General features: G+C 60.1%; 19 protein-coding genes and 1 other RNA gene. 10 read left to right on the top strand and 10 right to left on the bottom strand.

The genetic code is table 11. The annotated features are described in order from the left end of the window. Window positions 1–6 precede the first annotated feature (6 nt). Together FBZ97_RS04600 and FBZ97_RS04595 are read right to left on the bottom strand one after the other, a co-directional pair. Window positions 7–843, bottom strand: a complete 837-nt coding sequence (locus FBZ97_RS04600) for an NAD(P)-dependent oxidoreductase (RefSeq protein WP_145316797.1) — start codon at window positions 841–843, stop codon at window positions 7–9. 101 nt (window positions 844–944) lie between these two features. Continuing rightward, a complete protein-coding gene (locus FBZ97_RS04595) occupies window positions 945–1,511 on the bottom strand; it encodes an XRE family transcriptional regulator (RefSeq protein ID WP_145316795.1) in 567 nt (188 codons plus the stop codon). Window positions 1,512–1,716: 205 nt separating this feature from the next. On the opposite strand from FBZ97_RS04595, the gene FBZ97_RS04590 reads away from it, so the two are divergent. Then, window positions 1,717–2,238, top strand: coding sequence for a GNAT family N-acetyltransferase (locus FBZ97_RS04590; protein WP_145316793.1), 522 nt, complete (start codon window positions 1,717–1,719; stop codon window positions 2,236–2,238). Between the two features lie 71 nt (window positions 2,239–2,309). On the opposite strand, the gene thyA is transcribed toward FBZ97_RS04590, so the two are convergent. After that, window positions 2,310–3,230 (bottom strand): thymidylate synthase, encoded by a 921-nt coding sequence (gene thyA / locus FBZ97_RS04585; protein ID WP_145316791.1) that lies wholly within the window; start codon window positions 3,228–3,230, stop codon window positions 2,310–2,312. 183 nt (window positions 3,231–3,413) lie between these two features. Here thyA and ssrA point away from each other — a divergent pair. From ssrA to FBZ97_RS04565, 4 genes are all read left to right on the top strand, one after another. Then, window positions 3,414–3,784, top strand: a transfer-messenger RNA (tmRNA) gene (ssrA, locus tag FBZ97_RS04580). Window positions 3,785–3,902: 118 nt separating this feature from the next. Next, entirely contained in the window at window positions 3,903–4,415 is a 513-nt protein-coding gene (locus FBZ97_RS04575) for an SspB family protein (protein ID WP_113333137.1), read from the top strand. 55 nt (window positions 4,416–4,470) lie between these two features. Beyond that, a complete protein-coding gene (locus FBZ97_RS04570; RefSeq protein WP_113332950.1) occupies window positions 4,471–4,665 on the top strand; it encodes a DUF4169 family protein in 195 nt (64 codons plus the stop codon). Between the two features lie 104 nt (window positions 4,666–4,769). Next, the gene (locus FBZ97_RS04565) at window positions 4,770–4,982 is read left to right on the top strand and encodes a ribbon-helix-helix domain-containing protein (RefSeq protein WP_069612828.1); all 213 of its coding nucleotides are present in this window, start codon (window positions 4,770–4,772) and stop codon (window positions 4,980–4,982) included. A gap of 81 nt (window positions 4,983–5,063) precedes the next feature. On the opposite strand, the gene FBZ97_RS04560 is transcribed toward FBZ97_RS04565, so the two are convergent. Next, window positions 5,064–8,774 carry an AsmA family protein gene (locus FBZ97_RS04560; RefSeq protein WP_145316789.1) on the bottom strand — a complete coding sequence of 1,237 codons (3,711 nt, stop codon included), beginning with the start codon at window positions 8,772–8,774 and terminating at the stop codon, window positions 5,064–5,066. A gap of 226 nt (window positions 8,775–9,000) precedes the next feature. Then, window positions 9,001–10,413: an FAD-linked oxidase C-terminal domain-containing protein gene (locus tag FBZ97_RS04555; RefSeq protein WP_113332948.1), complete on the bottom strand. Its 1,413-nt coding sequence runs from the start codon at window positions 10,411–10,413 to the stop codon at window positions 9,001–9,003. 345 nt (window positions 10,414–10,758) lie between these two features. Here FBZ97_RS04555 and FBZ97_RS04550 point away from each other — a divergent pair, with 345 nt between their 5' ends. The 4 genes from FBZ97_RS04550 to FBZ97_RS04535 all read left to right on the top strand — a co-directional run bounded on the left by FBZ97_RS04550 (window position 10,759) and on the right by FBZ97_RS04535 (window position 13,632). After that, window positions 10,759–11,538 carry a transporter substrate-binding domain-containing protein gene (locus tag FBZ97_RS04550; RefSeq protein ID WP_186449463.1) on the top strand — a complete coding sequence of 260 codons (780 nt, stop codon included), beginning with the start codon at window positions 10,759–10,761 and terminating at the stop codon, window positions 11,536–11,538. Window positions 11,539–11,601: 63 nt separating this feature from the next. Then, complete coding sequence (locus tag FBZ97_RS04545; protein WP_145316785.1) at window positions 11,602–12,273, top strand: amino acid ABC transporter permease; 672 nt, start codon at window positions 11,602–11,604, stop codon at window positions 12,271–12,273. Further along, window positions 12,270–12,929 (top strand): amino acid ABC transporter permease, encoded by a 660-nt coding sequence (locus FBZ97_RS04540; protein WP_145316783.1) that lies wholly within the window; start codon window positions 12,270–12,272, stop codon window positions 12,927–12,929. The genes FBZ97_RS04545 and FBZ97_RS04540 overlap by 4 nt, the downstream gene beginning before the upstream one ends. Next, window positions 12,907–13,632, top strand: a complete 726-nt coding sequence (locus FBZ97_RS04535; RefSeq protein WP_113351995.1) for an amino acid ABC transporter ATP-binding protein — start codon at window positions 12,907–12,909, stop codon at window positions 13,630–13,632. The genes FBZ97_RS04540 and FBZ97_RS04535 overlap by 23 nt, the downstream gene beginning before the upstream one ends. Before the next feature lie 16 nt (window positions 13,633–13,648). Here FBZ97_RS04535 and FBZ97_RS04530 read toward each other — a convergent pair whose 3' ends face one another. After that, entirely contained in the window at window positions 13,649–14,515 is an 867-nt protein-coding gene (locus FBZ97_RS04530) for an AraC family transcriptional regulator (RefSeq protein WP_145316781.1), read from the bottom strand. Window positions 14,516–14,550: 35 nt separating this feature from the next. Here FBZ97_RS04530 and FBZ97_RS04525 point away from each other — a divergent pair, with 35 nt between their 5' ends. Then, window positions 14,551–14,958, top strand: a complete 408-nt coding sequence (locus FBZ97_RS04525) for a DUF2000 family protein (RefSeq protein ID WP_145316779.1) — start codon at window positions 14,551–14,553, stop codon at window positions 14,956–14,958. A gap of 58 nt (window positions 14,959–15,016) precedes the next feature. On the opposite strand, the gene FBZ97_RS04520 is transcribed toward FBZ97_RS04525, so the two are convergent. The 4 genes from FBZ97_RS04520 to FBZ97_RS04505 form a co-directional block, all read right to left on the bottom strand. Then, on the bottom strand, window positions 15,017–15,685 hold the full coding sequence (locus FBZ97_RS04520) for an OmpA family protein (protein ID WP_112343884.1): 669 nt from the start codon (window positions 15,683–15,685) through the stop codon (window positions 15,017–15,019). A 190-nt stretch (window positions 15,686–15,875) separates the two neighbouring features. Next, the gene (locus tag FBZ97_RS04515; RefSeq protein WP_145316777.1) at window positions 15,876–16,889 is read right to left on the bottom strand and encodes a flagellin; all 1,014 of its coding nucleotides are present in this window, start codon (window positions 16,887–16,889) and stop codon (window positions 15,876–15,878) included. A gap of 245 nt (window positions 16,890–17,134) precedes the next feature. Next, window positions 17,135–20,287: an efflux RND transporter permease subunit gene (locus tag FBZ97_RS04510; RefSeq protein ID WP_145317598.1), complete on the bottom strand. Its 3,153-nt coding sequence runs from the start codon at window positions 20,285–20,287 to the stop codon at window positions 17,135–17,137. Beyond that, the gene (locus FBZ97_RS04505; RefSeq protein WP_145316775.1) at window positions 20,287–21,453 is read right to left on the bottom strand and encodes an efflux RND transporter periplasmic adaptor subunit; all 1,167 of its coding nucleotides are present in this window, start codon (window positions 21,451–21,453) and stop codon (window positions 20,287–20,289) included. The genes FBZ97_RS04510 and FBZ97_RS04505 overlap by 1 nt, the downstream gene beginning before the upstream one ends. Window positions 21,454–21,483: the final 30 nt, after the last annotated feature.

Below are 21,483 nucleotides of genomic sequence, written 5' to 3'. Positions count from 1 at the left end.
CTCGCATCAGCCACTGCCGTTCAACGTATCGAGCTGGCCGGCCAAAATACCTCCATCTTCCCGATCATTGGCCATCTTCCGATAGAGCCCGGCCATACCTTTGAATATCAAGGCAGCTGGATCGTCCTCGCCGAGGAATTCGGAAATCTCCTCCATCTCCGCGACCCAGCGATAGGCTTTCGGATACATGTCCGGAATTCCCTGGACGAATTTCGCATCGAGATCCGGCAAGCTTTCCTGAAGTTCGCGTTTCAGGGCGGCATCGGCACCCGAACGGATCGCCGCAAGCAGCATGGCCGTGCCAAGGCCCGTCACACCCTTGTTGATGCCGGCGTAGCACATCTTCAATGCCGAGGCCGCGCCGATTGCCCCATCGATGCGGCGGACCTGAAGCCCATGATCCGCAAGCACGCCGCTGTCGTTCGCTGTATCGCCACTTACATAGAGTTTCGGTCCCTTCTGGCCCGGTTTCGGCGGACCGCCGATGATGGAGCCGTCGAGAACTACGCCACAATCGCCGCCGAAGATCGCCGCAACCTCCGCCATGGTCTTCGGCGAGATGGCGTTGCAGTCCATGTACGTGGTCTTGCTTCCGCTCCGCCGAAGCTCGCCGGCAATGTGTCTGGCGACGGCCACTGCTTCAGCAGGCGGAACGATAGAAAGAATGAGACGCGACGCGGCAACCTCGGCCAGATCGACCGGTTGCATGCCGGCTGCTTTCGCCCGTTCGATGGTCGAAGCCGAACGTCCTTCGAGATAGGTGAGCACCCTCGCCCCGCTTTCGACCAAACGCCGGCCAATGGCACTTCCCATGGCGCCGGCTCCGATGACTGCGATCTCCACGGCCAACTCCTTCTCCGATCGAGGAAGACGGCAGCATATCGCCTATCGCTCGGCCGGACGAGCGCAATGCCTTGCGGTAACGCTAAGTTTAGCGCCGGCCGTCAAGCGTTGCGAAGCACGAGGACGGCATAGATGCAGGGCTCTCCGCTTTCATTTTTGAAGATGCAGTCCGTCGGCGGACCGAGCTCAAGGCAATCGCCCGCCGACATCGAGTGCTTCGTATCTCCTTCGAGAAAGATCAGCTGCCCCTCCAGCACCCAGATAAGCTGCCGCATGAAGGCATAAGCCGATGCGGGCATTGGAACCACCGCGCCCGCAGGCAATTCGATGCGGACGAGATCGAGCGGCAGGTCCGACTTCGGGGAAACGTGCCGGCGCTCATAACCCGTCTGCGGATCGACCCAGACGGGCTGCTCTTCCTTCCGGAGAAACCGGCCTTGCTGCATCTCCGCACGCGCCATCAGGGTCGACATGCTCAGGCTGAAGGCACCGGAAAGCTTGCCGAGCAACGTCGCCGTCGGGCTGCTTTCGCCGCGCTCGATCTTGTGGATCATGGCACGAGATACGGTAGAGCGGTCCGCCAGCTCCGTCAGCGACCAACCGCGGCTTTCCCGTTCGATGCGAATGCGTGCGCCTATGCGCCTGTCGATATCATCAAGGTGAGGCATGCGTTTTACTATAGTGGACGTCCGCAGAGCTGACAATTAGCGCCTTGCGCATCCGAAAACCTGATTTCGCAGTAGCATTAGCGTCGCGCTTTTTATCCGCCGGACATATGTAATAATATAGTGGACAGATATGGAAATCGATGTATGACAGGATAGAGTAACAAAGACATCTATCCGATTTAGTGGATGCCCTATGGAGCTGCCGATGCAAATTCGCGATGCGGGGGACGAAGATCTCGCGGGCATAACCGCGATCTATAACGACGCCGTCGCCAATACCGCCGCAATCTGGAACGAGACGCAGGTCGATATCGCCAATCGCAGACAATGGCTGCAGGACCGGCATAAGCTCGGCTATCCCGTGCTGGTCGCAACCGATGAGCATGGGGAAGTAGTCGGCTATGCCTCCTTCGGCGACTGGCGCGCCTTTGACGGCTATCGGCACACGGTCGAGCATTCAGTCTATGTGCGCAACGATCAATATCGCGGCGGCATCGGCAAGGCGCTGATGATGGAGCTGATCGGGCGTGCCCGGGCGATCGGCAAACATGCGATGGTCGCAGGCATCGAGGCCGGCAACGTCGCCTCCATTCGGCTGCACGAAAAACTCGGCTTCCAGCAGGTCGGCCTCCTCCCGCAGGTCGGCACGAAGTTCGGGCGGTGGTTGGATCTCGCCTTCCTGCAGCTCTTGCTGGACGAACGCGTCGATCCCGATCCCAAACCATAAGCTGAGAGCATGGGGATCATGCCGATCACGGTGGCAAAACTCATTCTCGCCGGCGTTGCCGGCCGAAACGCCTAAACCGCAACTTCAGCCGCGATCGCCGCGTGCGGCTCATATCCGAGAACCTCGAAATCCTCGATATGATAATCATCGATGCTGTCCGGATGGCGCAGCAGGCGCAAGGTCGGGAATGGCTTCGGCTCACGGCTGAGCTGCTCGCGAATGGCATCCAGATGATTGAGATAGAGGTGAACATCGCCACCTGACCAGACCAGCTCGCCCATGTCCATATCGACCTGCTGCGCGACCATGGCGAGCAAAACCGCCTGCTGGCAGATGTTGAAGGGATTGCCGAGGAACAAATCGCACGAACGCTGGAAGACCATCAGGCTGAGACGCGGGCGCTTGCCCCCTTCAGCCGAGATGTTTGATACGTGGAACTGATAGACCATGTGGCAAGGATGCAGCGCCATATCGGCAAGCTCGCCGACATTCCAGGCGTGGAAGATCATGCGGCGGCTGCTGGGATTGGTCTTGAGATCCTTGATAACAGCGGCGAGCTGGTCATGCACCCGGCCTTCGGCATCGCGCCATTGCCGCCACTGCTTACCATAGACCGGGCCGAGATCGCCCCACTGCAGAGCAAAGGCCTCGTCCTCCAGAATGCGCTTTTCGAAAGCGACCTGATCGATCTCTTCGCCCGTCGCCTTGCGATATTTGGCGAGCGGCCAGTCGGTCCAGATCCGCACATTTTCCTTCAGCAGATTGCGGATATTGGTGTCGCCGGTCAGGAACCAGAGCATTTCCTTGACGGCGAGCTTCCAGTAAACGCGCTTCGTCGTGAAGATCGGGATCTGCCCTTTCGAAAGATCGAATCGCATCATCGCGCCGAGGCCGCTCAAGGTGCCGACGCCGGTGCGATCGATTCGGCGATCGCCGTGCTCGAGCAGGCGCGCCATCAGGTCGAGATATTGATACTCTGGGTGACGAGCCATCTTCTGCTCCGAAATCGCTTGAAATTTCCGGCCGTAAGGCTTGCCCGCACGGCAGCCCGCCGATTCCTTTTTCGCAATTTTAATGACAAGCCGCTGTGAAACCAACCGCAGGGAAACGTAATTCAGGTAAATCTCTGAGTTTCGCGGACAAACCGATGTTTCCGCGACGTAATTATGACAATTGCCCTTCCCTTCGCCGGCGGAAAACACTATATCAGCCTTGCTGGTCTTCGGGCCGGCTATGGCGATAAATGAGCGGTGTAATAAACCTATTGGACCCGGGGGCGGTACCCGGCGCCTCCACCAAAAACCGGCCTGCAAGACTGGCCTCAGACCGGCTTTTGATGGGGGCGAAACAGGATCGACAAGGGTGTAAAGATCGACTTTTCGCTCGGCATTGTACCGCCGTTATCGGGCTAAAATTGTAGTTGCAAACGACAACTATGCGGAAGCTCGTCTCGCTGCTTAATCGCGGTGTGACACTTCAAATAAAGTCCTAAGGGGTCGCACTCTTAGGCGGGGTTCGAAGGCACCTGGCAACAGAAGCCTTCACCTTCTTCTCCAGTGCTATATTATAGATCGACAGGCGGTGACTCGCGCATAGGGCTTTTCCGGCGGCGTTCAGCGTGGCATAAGCCTATAAAAAACATGGCCAACGAAAGACAGGAAAGCATGGGGCAGGATCATATCCGCTACGACATTTTGGCACAGGACGCCCTGCGTGGAGTGATCCGCAAGGTGCTGACCGAGGTCGCCGCTACAGGCCGCCTGCCCGGTGACCACCACTTCTTCATCACTTTTCTGACCGGCGCTCCGGGTGTGCGCATTTCGCAGCACCTGAAGGCGAAGTATCCCGAGCAGATGACCATCGTCATCCAGCACCAGTTCTGGGACCTGAAGATCAGCGAAAGCCAATTCGAGATCGGCCTTTCCTTCTCTGACGTTCCGGAAAAACTGGTCGTCCCCTTCAACGCAATCCGCGGCTTCTATGACCCATCGGTGAATTTCGAGCTGGAGTTCGACGTGCCGCTGGCTGACGAGGAAGAGGAAACCTCCTCCAGCGAGATTACGGCCTATCCGGTACCGGCCGAAGGCGAGGAAGCGCCGGCGGCGGCAGCCAAGGAAGGCGAAGAAAAAAAGCCGGGATCGGTCGTCTCCCTCGACGCATTCCGCAAGAAGCAGTAGGCATTGGAGGGGAAGCATTCGCTTCCCTTTTTCGTATCGGTAACGGAAGAGATCGATGAGCGCCGAAATCGTCAATCTGCGCCAGTTTCGCAAAAAGCAGGCCCGCTCGGACAAGGAAAAGCAAGCGGAGCAGAACCGCATCGCCTTCGGGCGAACCAAGGCAGAGAAGAAGCTGACGTCGGCGCTTAACGAAAAGGCCGAGAAGACGCACGAGGCCGGGCGAATCGAAACCAAGAAGACCGAAGACTAGTTTAGACCCCGAGATAAAAAACTTCAGAAATCAGTTGCTTACTTCCGCATTTTGAATCACTTTCAGAAATATCCCGCCATTTCCGATTTTTGATCGATCCGCCGATGATCCGCAAACATTCCGCGACGCTGCATGGCCATCGCACAAGCTTTTCCCTTGAAGATGCCTTCTGGACAGAACTGAAGGCTATCGCCAGCGCGCGCGGCATGTCGCTCGCAGCACTGATTTCCGAGATCGACGACGGGCGCGAAGCCGGCAGCAATCTCTCCTCGGCACTTCGCCTCTATGTCCTCAGATGGCTGAAGGATCGCAACTGAATGGCTGCAGAGGAGTTCACGACGATATCGTGAGCGCTGCGCCTCACCTACCAGATGTGGATCGATCCACAACCGCCCTGTTTACTGGGCAACTCCCGGCAGTTCATTGAAATTCAGAGGTCCCGCCGGCGCATGCTGCGCTTCGGCCTTCGCTCGCGCTTCGGCCGCCGCCTTGGCCTTGGCCGCTTCCTCCGCCGCCTGTTTGGCGCGCGCCTCTTCCTCCGCCTGCTTCTGGGTGGCCGCTTGCTGGGCTAAATTGCGTAACCGTTCTTCTTCTGCACGACGCTGCTGCTCGATAGCGGCATCGCGCTGGCGCAGAGCCTCGCGCACGCCTGCAACATACTTGTACAGCGCCACCTCACGCCGCAGCCTCTGCTTTTCAAGCACATTGGCCTGCAGGCGCTCGACACGCCGGCGTTCGCGCTCGAATGCCCGAACCGAGAGGAAGCTGGTGACATCCGTCACGTCCATTGTCCGGCCCGGCGAGGCCAGTGGGCCGGCGAAATCGAGGCGCAAGGCCGGTTCCGCCCCGCTCTGCGCTTCTGAGCCGGCGTTGAAATCGATGCCGAGAGAGCCGCGCATACGCTCATCCGGCAAACTGATTTCGGCATTGCCCGAAAGCTTTGCCAGATCGTTGCTGGCGGCAATATTGGTCGCCCGCATCACACCGGCGGAAATGTTGAAAGGAATGCTCGTCGCCGGAAGGACCGCTTCGCCATTGTTGAGCAGCGTCTGCACGATCGGCAGCACCTTGGCAGCGGTGATATCACCCTGAATCTGATCCGTCGCCGAGAGGAGCGGCGGCATGACGGAGAGATTGAGGCCACGTACATGCGTCTCGCCGAGCTTCATTTCACCCGAACCGCTGGCATTGGCCGCAAGGTCGGCAATGCTCTTGCCGCTCGCTTCGGCATTCATCGCAAGGCCGAAGCGACCGGTGGCAAGCGGCGCACCGTCACGCTGCCAGGCGACAGCGGCGAGATCGCCGTTGGCCAGGCTAAGCTTCGTCTGCAGCAGGCCGGTACCGTCGGAATTGGCGAACGTTGCACTGCCGGTCAGCGTGCCGCCGTTCCAGCCACCCGTCAGATCGTTAAGCCGCAATTCTTCGCCCTTGTAGGTCGCATTGGCGGCGAAATTCGAAATGGGACCGAATATGCCGGGCCATACCTGCTTTGCGGAAAGCTTGACGCCGATATCCATTCCGGTGAAGGCAGGCAGCCCAAGTTTATCCTGGTTCAGAGTGCCTGTTTTCGGATCGCTTATCGGCCCGTAGATGGCTTCCGCCAGCCAGTCGAGATCCGCCTTGTCGAGCGACAATTCGCCCGACGCCTTGAGATTCGGCGCCTTCCGATCAACGGTCAGCGTGCCAGACATGTTGTTGTCGGCAAACAGCCCTTTCATGTCCGAAAACACGATCTTGTCCAGGTTCAGTGCGGCATTGGCCTGGAACTTCACCGGCAAGCCGGCACCCATCTGTGGAACGCCGATGCCGTTCATCACGAAATAAGGATCGATATCAGCACTTTCGAGCGACAGCGTTATGTTGCCATTGAGGAAGGTGGCGGGACGGACATCCACCTTGCCGTTTGCGGTAAACGATGTCTTGTCGGTCGCAAAGGTGAGTGCGGCATCCGCCGGATCGGTGCCGCTTGCGGACACTTTCAGCGTCAGACGACCGTTGGCATCGGCTTCGACAGGCAATGGATCGAGACCCGCCTGGCCGAACAGGATCGACGTCACCGAATTTTCGAGCGTTCCCTCGAGCGTCGTGGTGCCCTTGCCCGTGAACGCCGAAAGATCGGACATGCGATAATCGAAATTGACGCGGCTACCGTTGGAAACGCCGGCAAGCGTCACCGTCAGCGCATTGTCCTGATCCCCGCCGAGCGTCACCGCCCCGCGAAGAGCAGTGTTTCCATACCATGCGGCATTGCGCACCAACCGGTCCATGACGGGATGATGCGGCAAATGCTGGCGCAGCATTTCAAAGAACGGCCCGGGATCGGCAGCCTTGAAGGTGATCTCGCCCGATCCCTTGTAGTCGGAAGGCGAGCCGTCGGCGCGGCCGGTTGCGGTAATTTCGGCGCCGGCGACATTGTGCACCGAGAGCTTATCGATCGTCAGAGCGCCGTTGGCAACGGAGAAGGACGTATCAACATTCTCCGCCGGCACGCCGAATGCCATGAATTTTCCGGCCTGGAGATGCGCCGTGATCCGATGATCGAAGAGGGATTCCCCCGTATCCTGACCTGTGAAGAGCCCAGTCAGAGCCCTCAGTGCGTCTAGGTCGAGGGCATCGCCGATCAGGTCGACCGCAAGCTTTGGCGGGGCCTTGTCTGTTCCGCTCTGACGATCGATCCGGCCTTTCAGCGTGGCCGAACCGATTGCAATCTCAAGATTTTCGAAGCGCTGTTCATCATGCTTCAGGCTGACATCGGCGGAGAAGCCGGCCTGACGCAGCTGGCGTATCGCCGGGTCGATGGACCCGACAAGCCAAGAGGCCAATCCCGACGGCTGGTTGGACGCAACGACCAGATTGCCGATGAAATTCGGCTCGCCCATCAGCATCAGATTGCCGCGCGCTTCGACCTGCGTGCGACCGGGCATCGTGCCGATCGCATGATCGATCTTCCATCCCGTTCCCGCCGGTTCGAGATCGAGCTGTACGTCGCGTATGGTCGTGTCACCCGCGACGATCGCCGGCAGGCGGAAGGTCGCCTTGCCGGGGACCTGCGGCACCGGGATTTCAGCCGCGATCGCAATCAGAGTGTTGAGGCGCTGACGCGCCGAGATTGCAGGGTTGCGATTGGTCTTGCCGTTGGTGCCCTTATTGTTGCCGAGACGATTGACGTCGATCTGCTGGCCGTCGGCCGTCAGCAGGAATTCCGGCTTGGACCCCGTATCCAGCGTCGCCTCGCCAGTGACGACATAGGGATCGTCATCGGCGCCGACTTCGAGACGGTATTCGGGAACGCGAATGCGGTCATTCGTCAGCTCGAAACGGCCCTTGATGCGGGGCTGCACCTTCTGGTCGGCGGAATCGCGCGTCTGCTTATCGTTGATCCCGGCTGTGAAGGAGCCCATGTAATCGGGCTTGCTGTTGACGAGTTTCAATTCGCCGTCGAGATCGACATTCAGCGGATGGCGATCCGGCATCAGCCGAGTGCGGACACGCAGGACGCCGTTGTCGTCAGGCTGGCTGCTGGAAACAGTGAAATTGCCATGCTCGTTGTCGAGTGCCGCATCGCCCTCGATACGCCAGGGGCCGGCAAGCGATCTGGCCGACATCTGGGCATTCAGGCCCGTGACATGCCGGGTCCTGCCCGTCTGCTCGTCAATGAAGAGAATGTCGCCGTCTTCGACATGAACGTTTTCGAGCACGACGGATTTTGCGGGAATTTCCGGCTGACTGCCGCGCATCCAGTCAAGCGTGCCATCCTTCAGCAGCCGCAGCCGTACCTTGGGCTTGGACACCCGCATATCAAAGATCAACGCTTCACCGGAAAGGAAAGGCGCAAGTTCAGCATCCATTGAGAATTCAGCCACCTGCACCAGCGGTGTGCCATCAGCCTCCTGGCCGACACGGACATCGTGCAGCGTTACCGACGGAAACGGCAGAAGGCGGGCATCGACCGTGCCGTGAACGGTCACCTTCTTGCCGATGATGCGGCTCGCCTGATCCTCGAAGTTCTTGCGAAAATCGGTCCAGTCTATGAAGAGCGGAGCAAGCAGCGCCACGAACAGCACCACCACGAGCAATCCACCCAGAAAAACCAGGACCCTACCTAACAACGCGTATCGTCTCCAATCTTCATTCCCAACACATGCAGGCGTCGCTTGTCAGAGCGCATATGCATGGTTCTACCCGATCTCCGCCTGTCACAGCAGCTCTTTTCGGGAGATATGCCCCATCTAGCGCATATCGGTGGCTTTTCATGGCAAAAACCGGAAAAGTGCGGATGCAGCCTAGCGCCATTCGCGGCCGTAGCAAGCCAAGATCATGAAAATATTCCATCTTTCAGTGCCTGCGGAATATCTTCCCTGGATTGAAAATGGCATCCGGATCGAGCGACTCCTTGATCTGACGCATCAGATCGACCGCATCGCCGAGTTCCTGCTCCAGAAACGCCATCTTCCCCTGCCCTATGCCATGCTCGCCCGTGCAGGTGCCATCCATGGCGAGCGCACGCGCGTTGAGGCGCGCGACGAATTCCTCGACAACGGCGATACCTTCCGGCGTCTTGTCGTCGAACAAGACGAGCACATGGAAATTGCCGTCGCCGGCATGGCCGACGATCGGTGCCAGCAGGCCGTGCGCCTCGATATCGGCCTGGGTTTCTGCGACGCATTCGGCAAGCCGCGAGATCGGCACGCAGACATCTGTCGATAGCGCAGCCAGTTCCGGCGCCAGCGCGCGGCAAGCCCAATAGGCGTCATGGCGAGCCTTCCAGAGCTTGTTGCGCTCCTCGGCGTTGCTTGTCCAAAGGAATTCGCCGCCACCGCATTCAGCCGCGATCTCGGCAAATTGCGCCGACTGCAGCGCAACGGTTTCGTCGGTGCCATGAAATTCGAGGAAGAGCGTCGGCTTCTCGTCATAGGTCAGACCGGAATAGCGATTGCAGGCCCGCATCTGCATGGCATCGAGCAGTTCGATGCGCGCGACCGGAACACCCATCTGGATGGTCATGATGACCGCATCGCACGCAGCCTTGATATCCGGAAATGCACAGGCACCGCCGGCGATCTTCTGCGGAATGCCCTGAAGGCGCAGCGTGATCGAGGTCAGCACGCCGAGCGTGCCTTCGGCGCCGACGAAGAGCCGCGTCAGATCGTAACCGGCCGACGATTTCTTGGCGCGGCGGGCGGTGCGGATTTCCTCGCCATTGGCAGTCACCACGGTCACGGACAAGACATTGTCCTTCATCGTGCCGTAGCGCACGGCATTGGTGCCCGATGCGCGCGTCGATGCCATGCCGCCGATCGAGGCATTGGCGCCGGGATCGATCGGAAAGAATAAGCCGGTGTCGCGCAAGTAGGTATTAAGCTGCTCGCGGGTGACGCCGGGCTCGACCGTGCAATCCAGATCCTCGGCATTGACTTCGAGAATGCGGTTCATGCGGCTGAAATCGATGGAAATGCCGCCCTGCGGCGCATTCACCTGTCCCTCCAGCGAAGATCCAGTGCCAAAAGGAATGACCGGAACCTTATGTTCGGCACATGCCTTGACGACAGTCCGCACGTCCTCGCTCGTTTCGGCAAAGACCACGCCGTCCGGCAGCTGCGATGGGATATAGGTGGTCGTGTGGGCGTGCTGGGCGCGAAAACTTTCGCCGGTCTGGAACCGCTCGCCGAAGGCCTGCTTCAGAATACCGAGAACGGCGGATATGCCGGCCTCGTTGCGTGTTCCCGCCTTTGCATCAGCCAAAACCATAGTCCGAATCTCCCATCGCGGTCGTCCAGGGCGTTAACCCCTCTCGGTTCTATGGGGCATTTGGGGCGGCGCTGTCCAGTGATGAAAGTGAGCCGCTATCGCGCATAAGTTCAAGTTTTGTGCGATTGATCAAAGGTACGACAATCGGTTGGTAGGGAAAAGCATCGCGGCAGAGTTTTGCCTATATTTTAATCAGAACACCAACTCAACGATCACCGAGCATTCACTTTCATCCAAATCATAACACCGCGACGCAGTTTTCCGTCGACTGGCATATGTCTTGCCTATCGCCTTTCAGCTTTCACATAGCCACGATTGGAAGGACATTCGATGAAGCGCAGACAAATGCTCATGGCACTCGGAATTGCGATGCTGGCGATGGGGTCAATTTCCGCCCCCAACGCAGCTCGGGCGGATGCCTTGAGCGACATAGCCTCGCGCGGCACACTCCGCGTCGCCGTCCCGCAGGACTTCCCGCCCTTTGGCAGCGTCGGCACGGACATGGCACCCATGGGCTATGACATCGATATGGCCAATCTGATCGGCGAAAAACTCGGCGTGAAAACGGAACTCGTTCCGGTCACCAGCGCCAACCGCATTCCCTATCTGCAGACGAACAAGGTCGATCTGGTGATCTCAAGCCTCGGCAAGAATCCGGATCGTGAAAAGGTCATCGATTTCTCTGAAGCCTACGCGCCCTTCTTCAACGGCGTCTTCGGCCCCGGCGATGTTGCGGCAACAAAGCCTGAAGACCTTTCCGGCAAGACGATCGGCGTCACCCGCGGCGCGATCGAGGATCTGGCATTGACCAAGATCGCGCCGCAGGACGCGACGATCAAGCGCTACGAGGACAATAACGGCACCATCTCCGCCTTCTTGTCCGGACAGGTCCAGCTGGTCGCGACCGGCAATGTCGTTGCGGCGGCCATTCTCGCCAAGAACCCGCCGAAGAAGCCCGAGATGAAATTCCTCATCACCAACTCCCCCTGCTTCATCGGCCTGAACAAGAACGAGCCGGCGCTGCAGAAGAAGGTCGACGACATCGTTGCTGCCGCCAAGGCGGACGGGACGCTGAACAAGATGTCGCAGAAGTGGCTGGGCGCCGACCTGCCGACCGGCTTCTGATCAACGCAGGACCGATCGTACCGTCATTCGGCGGCGTGATCGGTCCGAGCGAGGCTTTCTCCGATGCGCTATCATTTCGATTTCGGCTGGCTTGCCGAATACTATCCCACGCTGATCAAGGGCGTTCTCGTCACGGTGGAGCTGACCCTTATCGGGGCTGTGCTTGGCATTCTCCTTGGGATCGCCTGCGCCTGGGCGCGCGCACTCGGTCCATGGTGGCTCAAACCCTTCGTCGCCGCCTATGTCGAGCTCATCCGCAATACGCCGTTTCTGATCCAGCTCTTTTTCATTTTCTTCGGCCTGCCCGGCATCGGCGTTCAGATGAACGAGATGACTGCCGCCAATCTCGCCATGGTCATCAATCTCGGCGCCTATAGCTGCGAGATCATCCGCGCCGGCATACAGGCAACGCCGCGCGGGCAATTCGAAGCCGGCGCCAGCCTTGCCATGACCCGGTTCGAAACCTTTCGGCATGTCGTCCTCGTTCCGTCCCTGCAGCGCATCTGGCCGGCACTGTCGTCGCAAGTCGTCATCGTTATGCTCGGCTCTTCGGTCGTCTCGCAGATCGCCGCCGAAGATCTGACCTTCGCGGCAAACTTCATTCAATCGCGTTCTTTCCGCGCCTTCGAAGCCTATTTCGTCTCCACGGCGATCTACCTCGCGCTGGCGATCCTGCTTCGACAGGTACTCGCGGTCGTGGGCAAGATGATCTTTCCACGCAGGGTCCGCCAATGATCCAATTCACCACATGGGATATCCTGCGGGGCCTGCTGCTGGCCGCGCGCTGGACGATATTGCTGTCGCTCGTCTCGTTCGCCGGCGGTGCCATCGTCGGCGCAATCCTGCTGTTCCTGCGGATCGGCAAGGCAAAGGTAGGCCGCATCGCGGTCAGATATTTCGTAGAGCTGTTCCAGGGCACGCCGCTGCTGATGCAGCTCTTCCTGGCCTTCTTCGGTCTCGGGCTTTTCGGGATCGACGTGCCGGCCTGGCTGGCTGCCGGCGTCGCGCTCACCCTCTGGTCATCAGCCTTCCTGACCGAAATCTGGCGCGGCTGCGTCGAGGCTGTCGCCAAGGGGCAATGGGAGGCTTCGGCAAGTCTCGGCATGGGCTATCTGCAGCAGATGCGCTACGTCATCCTGCCCCAGGCGCTGCGCATCGCCGTGCCGCCGACCGTCGGCTTCTCCGTGCAGGTCGTCAAGGGCACGGCCCTGACCTCCATCATCGGCTTCGTCGAGCTGTCCAAAGCAGGCACCGTCATCACCAACGCGACCTTCCAGCCATTCACCGTCTATGGCTTCGTCGCGCTCATCTATTTCGCCCTGTGCTGGCCGCTGTCGAAAAGCAGCCAGATCCTGGAGAGGAAGCTCAATGTCGCTCATCGAAATCACTGAAGTCCGCAAGAGCTTCGGCACCAACGAAGTCCTCAAGGGCATCAACCTCGATGTCGAACCCGGCGAAGTCATTGCCATCATTGGCAAGAGTGGTTCGGGAAAGTCGACGCTGCTGCGCTGCATCAACGGCCTGGAAACGATCAATGACGGCTCGATCTCAGTCGCGGGCGCACAGCTCCTGCCCGATGACCTCCATCTGAAGGCGCTCCGGCTGAAGGTCGGCATGATCTTCCAGCAATTCAATCTCTTTCCGCATCTGAGCGCGGGACGCAACGTCATGCTGTCACAGATGGTCGTCAAGAAGACCGCCAAGGCCGAAGCCGAAGCCATGGCGCGGCGCATGCTCGACCGTGTCGGCCTCGGGCATAAGTTCGACGCCTATCCGGATGAACTCTCCGGCGGCCAGCAGCAGCGCGTCGCCATCGCCAGGGCACTTGCCATGCAGCCGATCGCGCTGCTCTGCGATGAAATCACCTCCGCACTGGACCCGGAACTGGTCGCGGAAGTTCTCGCCGTCGTGCGCGAGCTGGCAAGCGAAGGCATGACGCTGCTGATGGTGACCCATGAGATGAAATTCGCCCGCGATGTCTGCTCGCGCGTCGTCTTCATGCACCAGGGCCGCGTGCACGAAATCGGACCGCCCGGCGAAGTCTTCGCCAATCCGCAAACCCCGGAGCTCAAACAGTTCCTCGGCGTCCATTGAGAGACGGCAGGTCCCGCTAACCGGCTCTCTGAACCATAGTGTTCCAGGCGCCTGGAGCAATGCCGAACGCCTTCTTAAAATGCCGGGTCAGATGGCTCTGATCGGCAAAGCCGGTTGCGGCTGCCACCTCAGCGATCGGCTCCCCCGCGCCGATCATCGCCTTTGCCTGCTGCAGCCGGCGCATCAGCAGGAACCGGTGCGGGCTTGTTGCGAAGGCAGCACGGAAATGCCGTGCGAGCGCAAAGCGATCGAGACCGGTGATGCGCTCCAGTTCCTGCGAGCGCACGCCTCGTGTGACATGCGCCTCGAGATAGTCCCGCGCAGTCTTCACCTGCCCCCACGCAATGCTGCCCAAGCGCCGTTGCGGCAAACGGGCGTGCTGGACAAGTCCGTCGGTGAGTCGCGAAACGAAATCGTCGACGAAGAGCTCATCCAGCTCGCGATCGAGCTCGCCAAGCGCCGCCAGCAACAGGCCGGCGAGACGATTGTCTTCCACCACGGGGTCATCGACGAAAGGCAGGCCGACACGCGCCGCCTCAAGGCATTGAAACAGCACTGATGGTTCCAGATACAGCATCCGGTACACGAGGCCGTCCTCGGTCGCTGCCCCGCCATCATGCAGTTCGTCCGGATGAAGAATGATCACCCGCCCGGGCAAGCTGTAGCGCTGTTCGCCACGATAACGGAATGTCTGCACGCCGCGCATGGTGACGCCAAGCGCATAGGTGTCGTGACGATGCAGTTCGAAGGCATCGCCACGAAACTGCGCCTGGATGCGTTCGATGCCCGGATAGGCAGGTGCAGACAGGATGCGGTTGGCCTCCGGTGTCACGCACAAACGTTCAAGACCCTCGAAGATCTGTCCGGCTACATCCTCGTGCAATGTCCCATTTCCAGACTGCATGAAAGTGACCATCGATGTTCGATACCAAAATCGCGATCGTTCTGCGAAACGACCTTCAATCCTGGCAAAAGCTGAATGTAACGGCCTTCCTATCCACAGGCATAGCCGGACAACATCCCGATATCATCGGCGAAGCCTATCGCGATCGCACCGGCAACGTCTACAACGCTTTGTCGATCCAGCCCATCATCGTGCTCTCGGCCGACAAGGAGAGCATTGCCGCCATCCACCGCCGCTCGCTGGAGCGAGGCGTCACGTCTTCCATCTTCATAGAGGAAATGTTTTCAACCGGCCATGACGCGGCCAACCGCACCGTCTTTTCCGAATTCGCGCCGGAAGATGCCAAGGTCGTCGGTATCGCCATGCGCGCCGACAAGAAAATCGTCGACAAGATAACCAAGGGCGCAAGCATGCATGCGTGATCGGACGCGCAAAGAAAACGGCCGGATCGCGAGACCCGGCCGTTTTTGTTGAAAAGGCTTAGCCGTTCTGCGTGATCGGTGCGATCTGGATCTCGACGCGGCGGTTCTGCGCGCGGCCAGCCTCGGTGGCATTGGATGCGACCGGCTGCGACGGACCGAAGCCGATGGCCGACATGCGACGCTGGTCGATGCCCTGGCTGCCGAGGTAGGACGCGACCGATCCGGCGCGGCGCTCGGACAGATCCTGGTTATGCTGCAGGCTGCCGGTCGAATCCGTATGGCCGTTGACGTCGATCAGCGTGCGGTTGAACTTGCGCAGAACGATCGCGACGGAATTGAGCGTCGGGAAGAATTCCGGCTTGATCGCATCCTGGTCGATATCGAAGGTGATCGCCGAAGGCATGTTCAGGATGATGCGGTCGCCGACGCGGGTAACCGAAACGCCGGTGCCCTGCAGCTGTGCACGCAGTTCGGACTCCTGCTGGTCCATGTAGTTGCCGATACCGGCACCCGCGAGTGCACCGACGCCGGCGCCGATCAGCGCGGCATTGCGGCGCGAGGCCGGCGAGTGACCGATCAGAAGACCGGCAACGGCACCGACGCCGGCACCGATCGCCGCACCGCCTGCGGTATTCGATACCTTCTGCTCACCCGTATAGGGGTCGGTGGTGGTGCATGCATTCAAAAAGGCTGCCGCAAGGGCAAGAATGGCAATTTTCTTGATCATAGAATTGTCGCTCTCCGGTTCGATGGCCGCAGCAGATATGAAGCATTGCGGCAATATCATGAAGAGAAATCTTATCCAGACCCTTGTCCCCTGTGCATAGAGCGTCAGCAGAGCTTTTGCAGAAGCCGGCGCATGCAGACGTGCGGCGCCATCCACCCGCCAGCCCGTCAATTTCAGCCGTTCGCTGCAATCAATGGTTCTGGAAGAGTTGCAGAACCGTATTGTAGCTCGCATTGGCAATCGACAGAGATTGCAGCCCGAGTTGTTGCTGAGCCTGCAGCGCCAGAACCTTGCTCGACTGCTGTTCCATATCGGCATCCACGAGTTTGCCGACCCCGCTGGTCAGCGAATCATTGAGATTCCTGGCAAACTCGGTCTGAAGATTGATACGCGCCTCGAGGGAGCCGAAGGCGGATCCGATCGTCTTGAGCTGGTTCAGCATTCCCGTCACGGTGTTGACCATGTCGACAATAGCGCCCCGACTCGTATTCGCATCGAGCGAAATCTCCACCTGGCCGCTCGTATTGCCGTTTTTGCTGCTGATGAGCACATAATTCTTAGCCGCTCCGGCTTCGGTGGCGAAAGATGTCGACGTCAGCACGCCATATCCGCCAGTGCCGCTTGACTGATCGTCGATCAGATAACGCGCATCGGCCGAGGTGATTGGCCCCGTCGTCGAGCTGACGCCCGCATAGCTCAGCATGCCGATCGTTACGGTGCCGTTGGTACCCCGGATAAGGGAGCCTGGAATCTCATGGGGGTCAGTCGGGTCCGCGCCGTCTTGCAGCACGGTCCAGTTGACGCCGTTGAAGGTCGCCGACTCCCCAACGCTGCGCAACTGCTGCTTGAGCTCGGTGATCTCGTCGTTGAGTGTCGTTTTGTCGACGCTGGTCTCATAGGCGCTGACGAGCTTCGTCCTGATCTCGGTCACGACATCGATCGCGCTACTGACACCCGTGGAAGCGGTGCTGACGGTCGAGGCGGCGAGACCGAGCGCATCCTGAACCGACGAAATCGCGCCGATGTCGGTATGCGTCAAAGTCGAGATTTTCCAGTAGGTGGCATTGTCTCTGGCCGACTGAACCCGCAGGCCTGACGACATCTGTCGCTCGGCATTACCCAGTTTGGTCTGGGTGTCCCTCAGCACTTCCAGTGCTGTATTCACAGAGGGACTGACCCTGATGAAGGTCGAAAAAATACTCACGGCACATGAACTCCGGACGCAACAATACGCAACAAATACAAGGAGACATCGAAACCTTGCCGCGGGCGCTCATGCGCGCGGGCCGAGCGTGTCGGCGAACGGGGAGCGAGGCAAAACAACGCCTGCGCTCCAGCGGTTACATACCGACATGATTAGCAAACATGCTTAAAAAAGCGCTAAACGATACCCCTGATTTACCATAAATAAGCGCAACGCCTGCAACGGACCAACCTGCCGGTGCCGATCTACTCCGCCGCGCGAAGATTGGCGAGCTTCGCGCGCAGCGCCGCATCCGACATCTCGTCATGCAGGCGCTGCTCCTCATGCGTCTGTGGCTTGGCAAAGCGGGCGATCAAAAGATAGGCGACGGGTGTGATGTAAAGCGTGACCAGGGTCGCAAACCCAAGGCCGCCCACAATGACCCAGCCGAGAGCAACGCGCGCTTCTGCGCCGGCCCCCTCGGCAAAGACAAGCGGCACGCCTCCAAGGATGGTCGCGATCATCGTCATCATGACCGGGCGCAGACGCAGTGCGCAGGCCTTTTCGATCGCCTCGCGCACGCTTTCGCCCTTGTCGCGAAGCTGATTGGCGAACTCGACGATCAGGATGCCGTTCTTGGCCATGACGCCGACGAGCAGCACCAGGCCGATCTGGCTGTAGATGTTGAGGCTCGATCCGGTGATGACGAGCGCAAAGACGGCGCAGGCAAGGCCGAGCGGCACCGTCGACATGATGATGACCGACGACAGCACGCTTTCGAACTGCGCGGCAAGCACCAGGAAGATGATGACGATGGCAAAACCGAAGGTCAGGGCCATGCCGCTGGAATTTTCCTCCAGTGTTGCCGCTTCGGCGAGCGGCATCAACCGCGAACCAGGCGGCAGGAGTGGCGTCGCGATCCGTGTGATCTCCTCGACCGCCTGCCCGAGCGACATGCCGTTCTTGAGCCCGGCGGTGATCGCAACCGAAGCCAGCTGCTGCTCGCGGGTCAGCTGCGGCGCAACCGCATTCTCCTTGAGCGACGCGATGACAGACATCGGCACGATCTTGCCGTCGCCGGTCTTCAGGAAGACGTTTTCAAGATCCGTGGGATCATCGATCGGCCGCATCGTCGACGTCAGAAGCACCGGATAGGATTCGCCGGCGACGAATACGTCGACGACGGAGCGGCCCTCAAGTAGCGACTGCAAGGCCACTGAAAGGCCTGAAATGTCGACCCCGAGATCGGAAGCGCGCTCACGATCGATGGTGACGGAGACCTGAGCCTGTGTCGGCTCGTTGTTCAGCCGCGGCGTATCGAATTGGCCGGTTTTGTCGAGTTCCTGCACGAGTTTCAGCGCTGCATCGGTCAGCGCTTCGTGATTGTTGCCGATGAGCGCCATCTGCACGCCGCTGCCGGCGCCACGAATGCGCAGGCTGTTGGCCTGGATGACATTGCCGCGAAGAGCCGGCACGCCTGCCATGGCCTTGTTGATATCGGTGACAATATCCTGCTGCGTACGATGACGCTCACTCCAGGGGGCCAGCGTCAGTACCATGAAGCCGCTGTTCTTCTGGCTGTTCATGCCTGAAATCGCGTAGATATTTCGTATGTCGCCGCTGTCCATCAGCGGCTGCAGCCGCTCTTCGACGCGCTGTAATTGATCCTTGGTATAATCGAGGCCTGCGCCTTGCGGCGTGGTGAGACGCAGCATGACCATCGCCCTATCCTCGCTCGGCGTCAGCTCGCTCTTGACGTTTATGAACGCCAGGACGGCTGCAGCCGAAAACACGGCGCAGAAGACGATGACGACGAAAGGCGCATTGAGACAGGCCTTGAGGGTACGACGATAGACACCGGAGAAAAGCTCGCCGAAACGCCCGAGCGCGCCATGCTCCTCGCGCATCTCCTTGGTCAGCATGCGCGAGGCAAGCATGGGGCAGAGCGTCAGCGCCACGATCGACGACAGGCCGACGGAGAAGGCAAGCACGAAGCCGAATTCGCGGAACAGGCCGCCCACCTGCCCCGGCAGGAAGGAGAGCGGAATGAACACGGCAGCAAGCGTGGCCGTCGTCGCAATGACGGCGAAGAAAACTTCGCGCGTGCCAAGCACGGCGGCAGCGCGAGGCCCGATCTTCTCCGCCCTGCGCCGCACGATATTCTCGAGCACGACGATGGCGTCATCGACCACGAGGCCGGTCGCAAGCACGATTGCCAGCAGCGTCAGGATATTGACCGAGAAACCGACCATGTAGAGCGCGGCAAGCGTGCCGATCAGCGCCACCGGCATGGTGACGACCGGTATCAGCGTCGCCCGCCAGTCGCGCAGGAAGAGATAGATGACTGCGGTGACGATCAACGCCGACAGGACGAGCGCCAGCACGACCTCGTGGATCGCTCCCTGAATGAACAGGGCATCGTCGCTGGTGACGACGATGCGCGTACCCTCGGGCAGCGATTTAGACAGCTGCGCGACGACGGCCTTCACGCCTTCGGAAATATTCAAGGTATTCGACTGCGCCTGACGGATGATGCCGAGACCAACGCCCTGCACGCCGTTCGAACGCAGCGCGGTCGTGCCGTCCCTCGGTCCGAGCGTCACGGTGGCGACATCGGAAAGCCGCACGCGGTTCTTGATGATCAGCCGGGAGAAATCCTCCGGCGTCTGTAGTGCCGCCGTGGCGCGCACGACGATATCCTGCCGCGCACTCTTCAGCGATCCGGCCGGTACATCGAGTGCTGCGGTCGCAAGCGCCGTCGTCAGGTCGCCGATGGTGAGACCTCGGCTCGCAAGGGCGGCCTGATCGACATCGATGCGGAAGATCTTCTCCTGATCGCCGTAAAGCTCGACATCGGCGACGCCCTCGACCGAAGCCAGCCGGTCGGTGATCTCCTTGTCGACGAGCTGTGTCAGGTCATCCATCGTCAACGTGGTCGAGGTGACGGCAAGCCGCATGATCGGCTGCGAATCCGAATCCGCCTTGACGATCTGAGGCGCATCCGCCTGATCGGGCAATTGTTCGGTGATGCGACCGATGGCGTCGCGGACATCATTGGCGGCAACCGAAAGATCGGTCGCGTCGGAAAATTCGAGCGTTACCCGGCTCTGACCGAAGGAGGAACTGGAGGAAACCGACTTCAGGCCGCTGACGCGGGCAACCGCCCCTTCGATGATCTTCGTCAGCTCCTGATCCACCGTCTGCGGCGATGCGCCATCGAATACCGTCCTGACGGTCACGACCGGACGGTCGACATCGGGTAGTTCTCGCACTTCGACGCCGAAATAGGCGGCAAGACCGGCGACGACCATCAGCGTGTTGAAGACCAGCGCCAGGATCGGCCGGCGCACGAAGAGCGCGGTAAAGGATTGCTTGGCCGCTGCCGAGCCGGCATCCGCCACATCGTTGCCATCGGTCATCATTGGGTGATGACCTCCTTGGCCTGGGCGACATCGCGGGCAAAGCGAACCTCGCCACCTTCGGTCACGCGCTGCAATCCTTCGATGACGATGAGATCGCCATTGCGGAGATCGCCACGGACCAGCACCGCATCCGGATTGCGCTGCACGACGCTGACGCGCACCTTCGAGGACTTACCGTCAACGACGCGCCAGACATGCGCACCCGCCCCATCCCATTGGACGGCGAGCGGATCGACGGAGGGATAGGATTCGCCGGCAAAGTGCATGCCGACATTGAAGGACATGCCGGCGCGCAGAACATCGGAGGCGTTATCGATGCGGGCGCGCACGCGCAGCGTCCGGCTCGCGCCGTCAACACGATTGTCGACTGCCTCGACAACGCCCGAAAATACGCGCCCCGGCAATGCCACCGACGTCGCTTCCACCGGCTGGTCGACCTTGACGGTGTTGGCGAAGCGCTCCGGCACCCAGTAATCCACCAGGATTTCCGAGCGGTCGTCCAGCATCACGATATTGGTCGTTGTCGTCACATTGTCGCCGACGACCACAGGCACGATACCGACAATCCCGTCGATCGGTGCGACCACATCGCGGCGCTTCAGCGCCAGCTCGGCCGATTGCAGCGCCAGCTTTGCGCCCTGCTCCACGATCTCGGCATCGAAAACATCCATACGCGAGACTGTGGATTTGATATTGCGGTAGAGCTGGGATTTTTCGACAGCGCTCTTCAGCGCCACTTCCGCCTGGCCGCGAGCGATGATCTGCTCATCGTCGTCGAGACGCGCCAGCACCTGCCCCTGCTTCACCCTGTCGCCTGACTTGATGAGAATTTCCCGGATCGTACCCGCCGCTTGCGGCATGACGACGACCGAACGGATGGCGTCGCCGGTACCGATCGCGCTCAGGCGATCGTTAACAACACCGCTGACCACAGGCTCGGTGACGACAAGCGGTATGTTCTGACCGCGCCGTCCACCGGAGCTTGCCTGCGTCTCCGACTTTCCGTCCGCCGCGCCATCGCGCGGAGCAATCCAGGCCACGACAGTCTCGGGAACGCCGACCTTCTGCAGCAGGCCCGCCGCGCTGGGCATGAAGGCCACGACAGCGGCGATGCCGGCTGCCAGCAAGAAAAAAGACAAGGAAAGCTGCTTCCAGGCGGTCATGCACGTCTCCGGCTCGTTGTGTCAGAGGCG

It is taken from the genome of Rhizobium sp. ERR 942 (genome assembly GCF_007828395.1).
Taxonomy (GTDB): Bacteria; Pseudomonadota; Alphaproteobacteria; order Rhizobiales; family Rhizobiaceae; genus Rhizobium; species Rhizobium dioscoreae.
The sequence above is the reverse complement of the archived record's forward strand: the minus strand, read 5'-3'. Positions and strand labels throughout refer to the sequence as shown.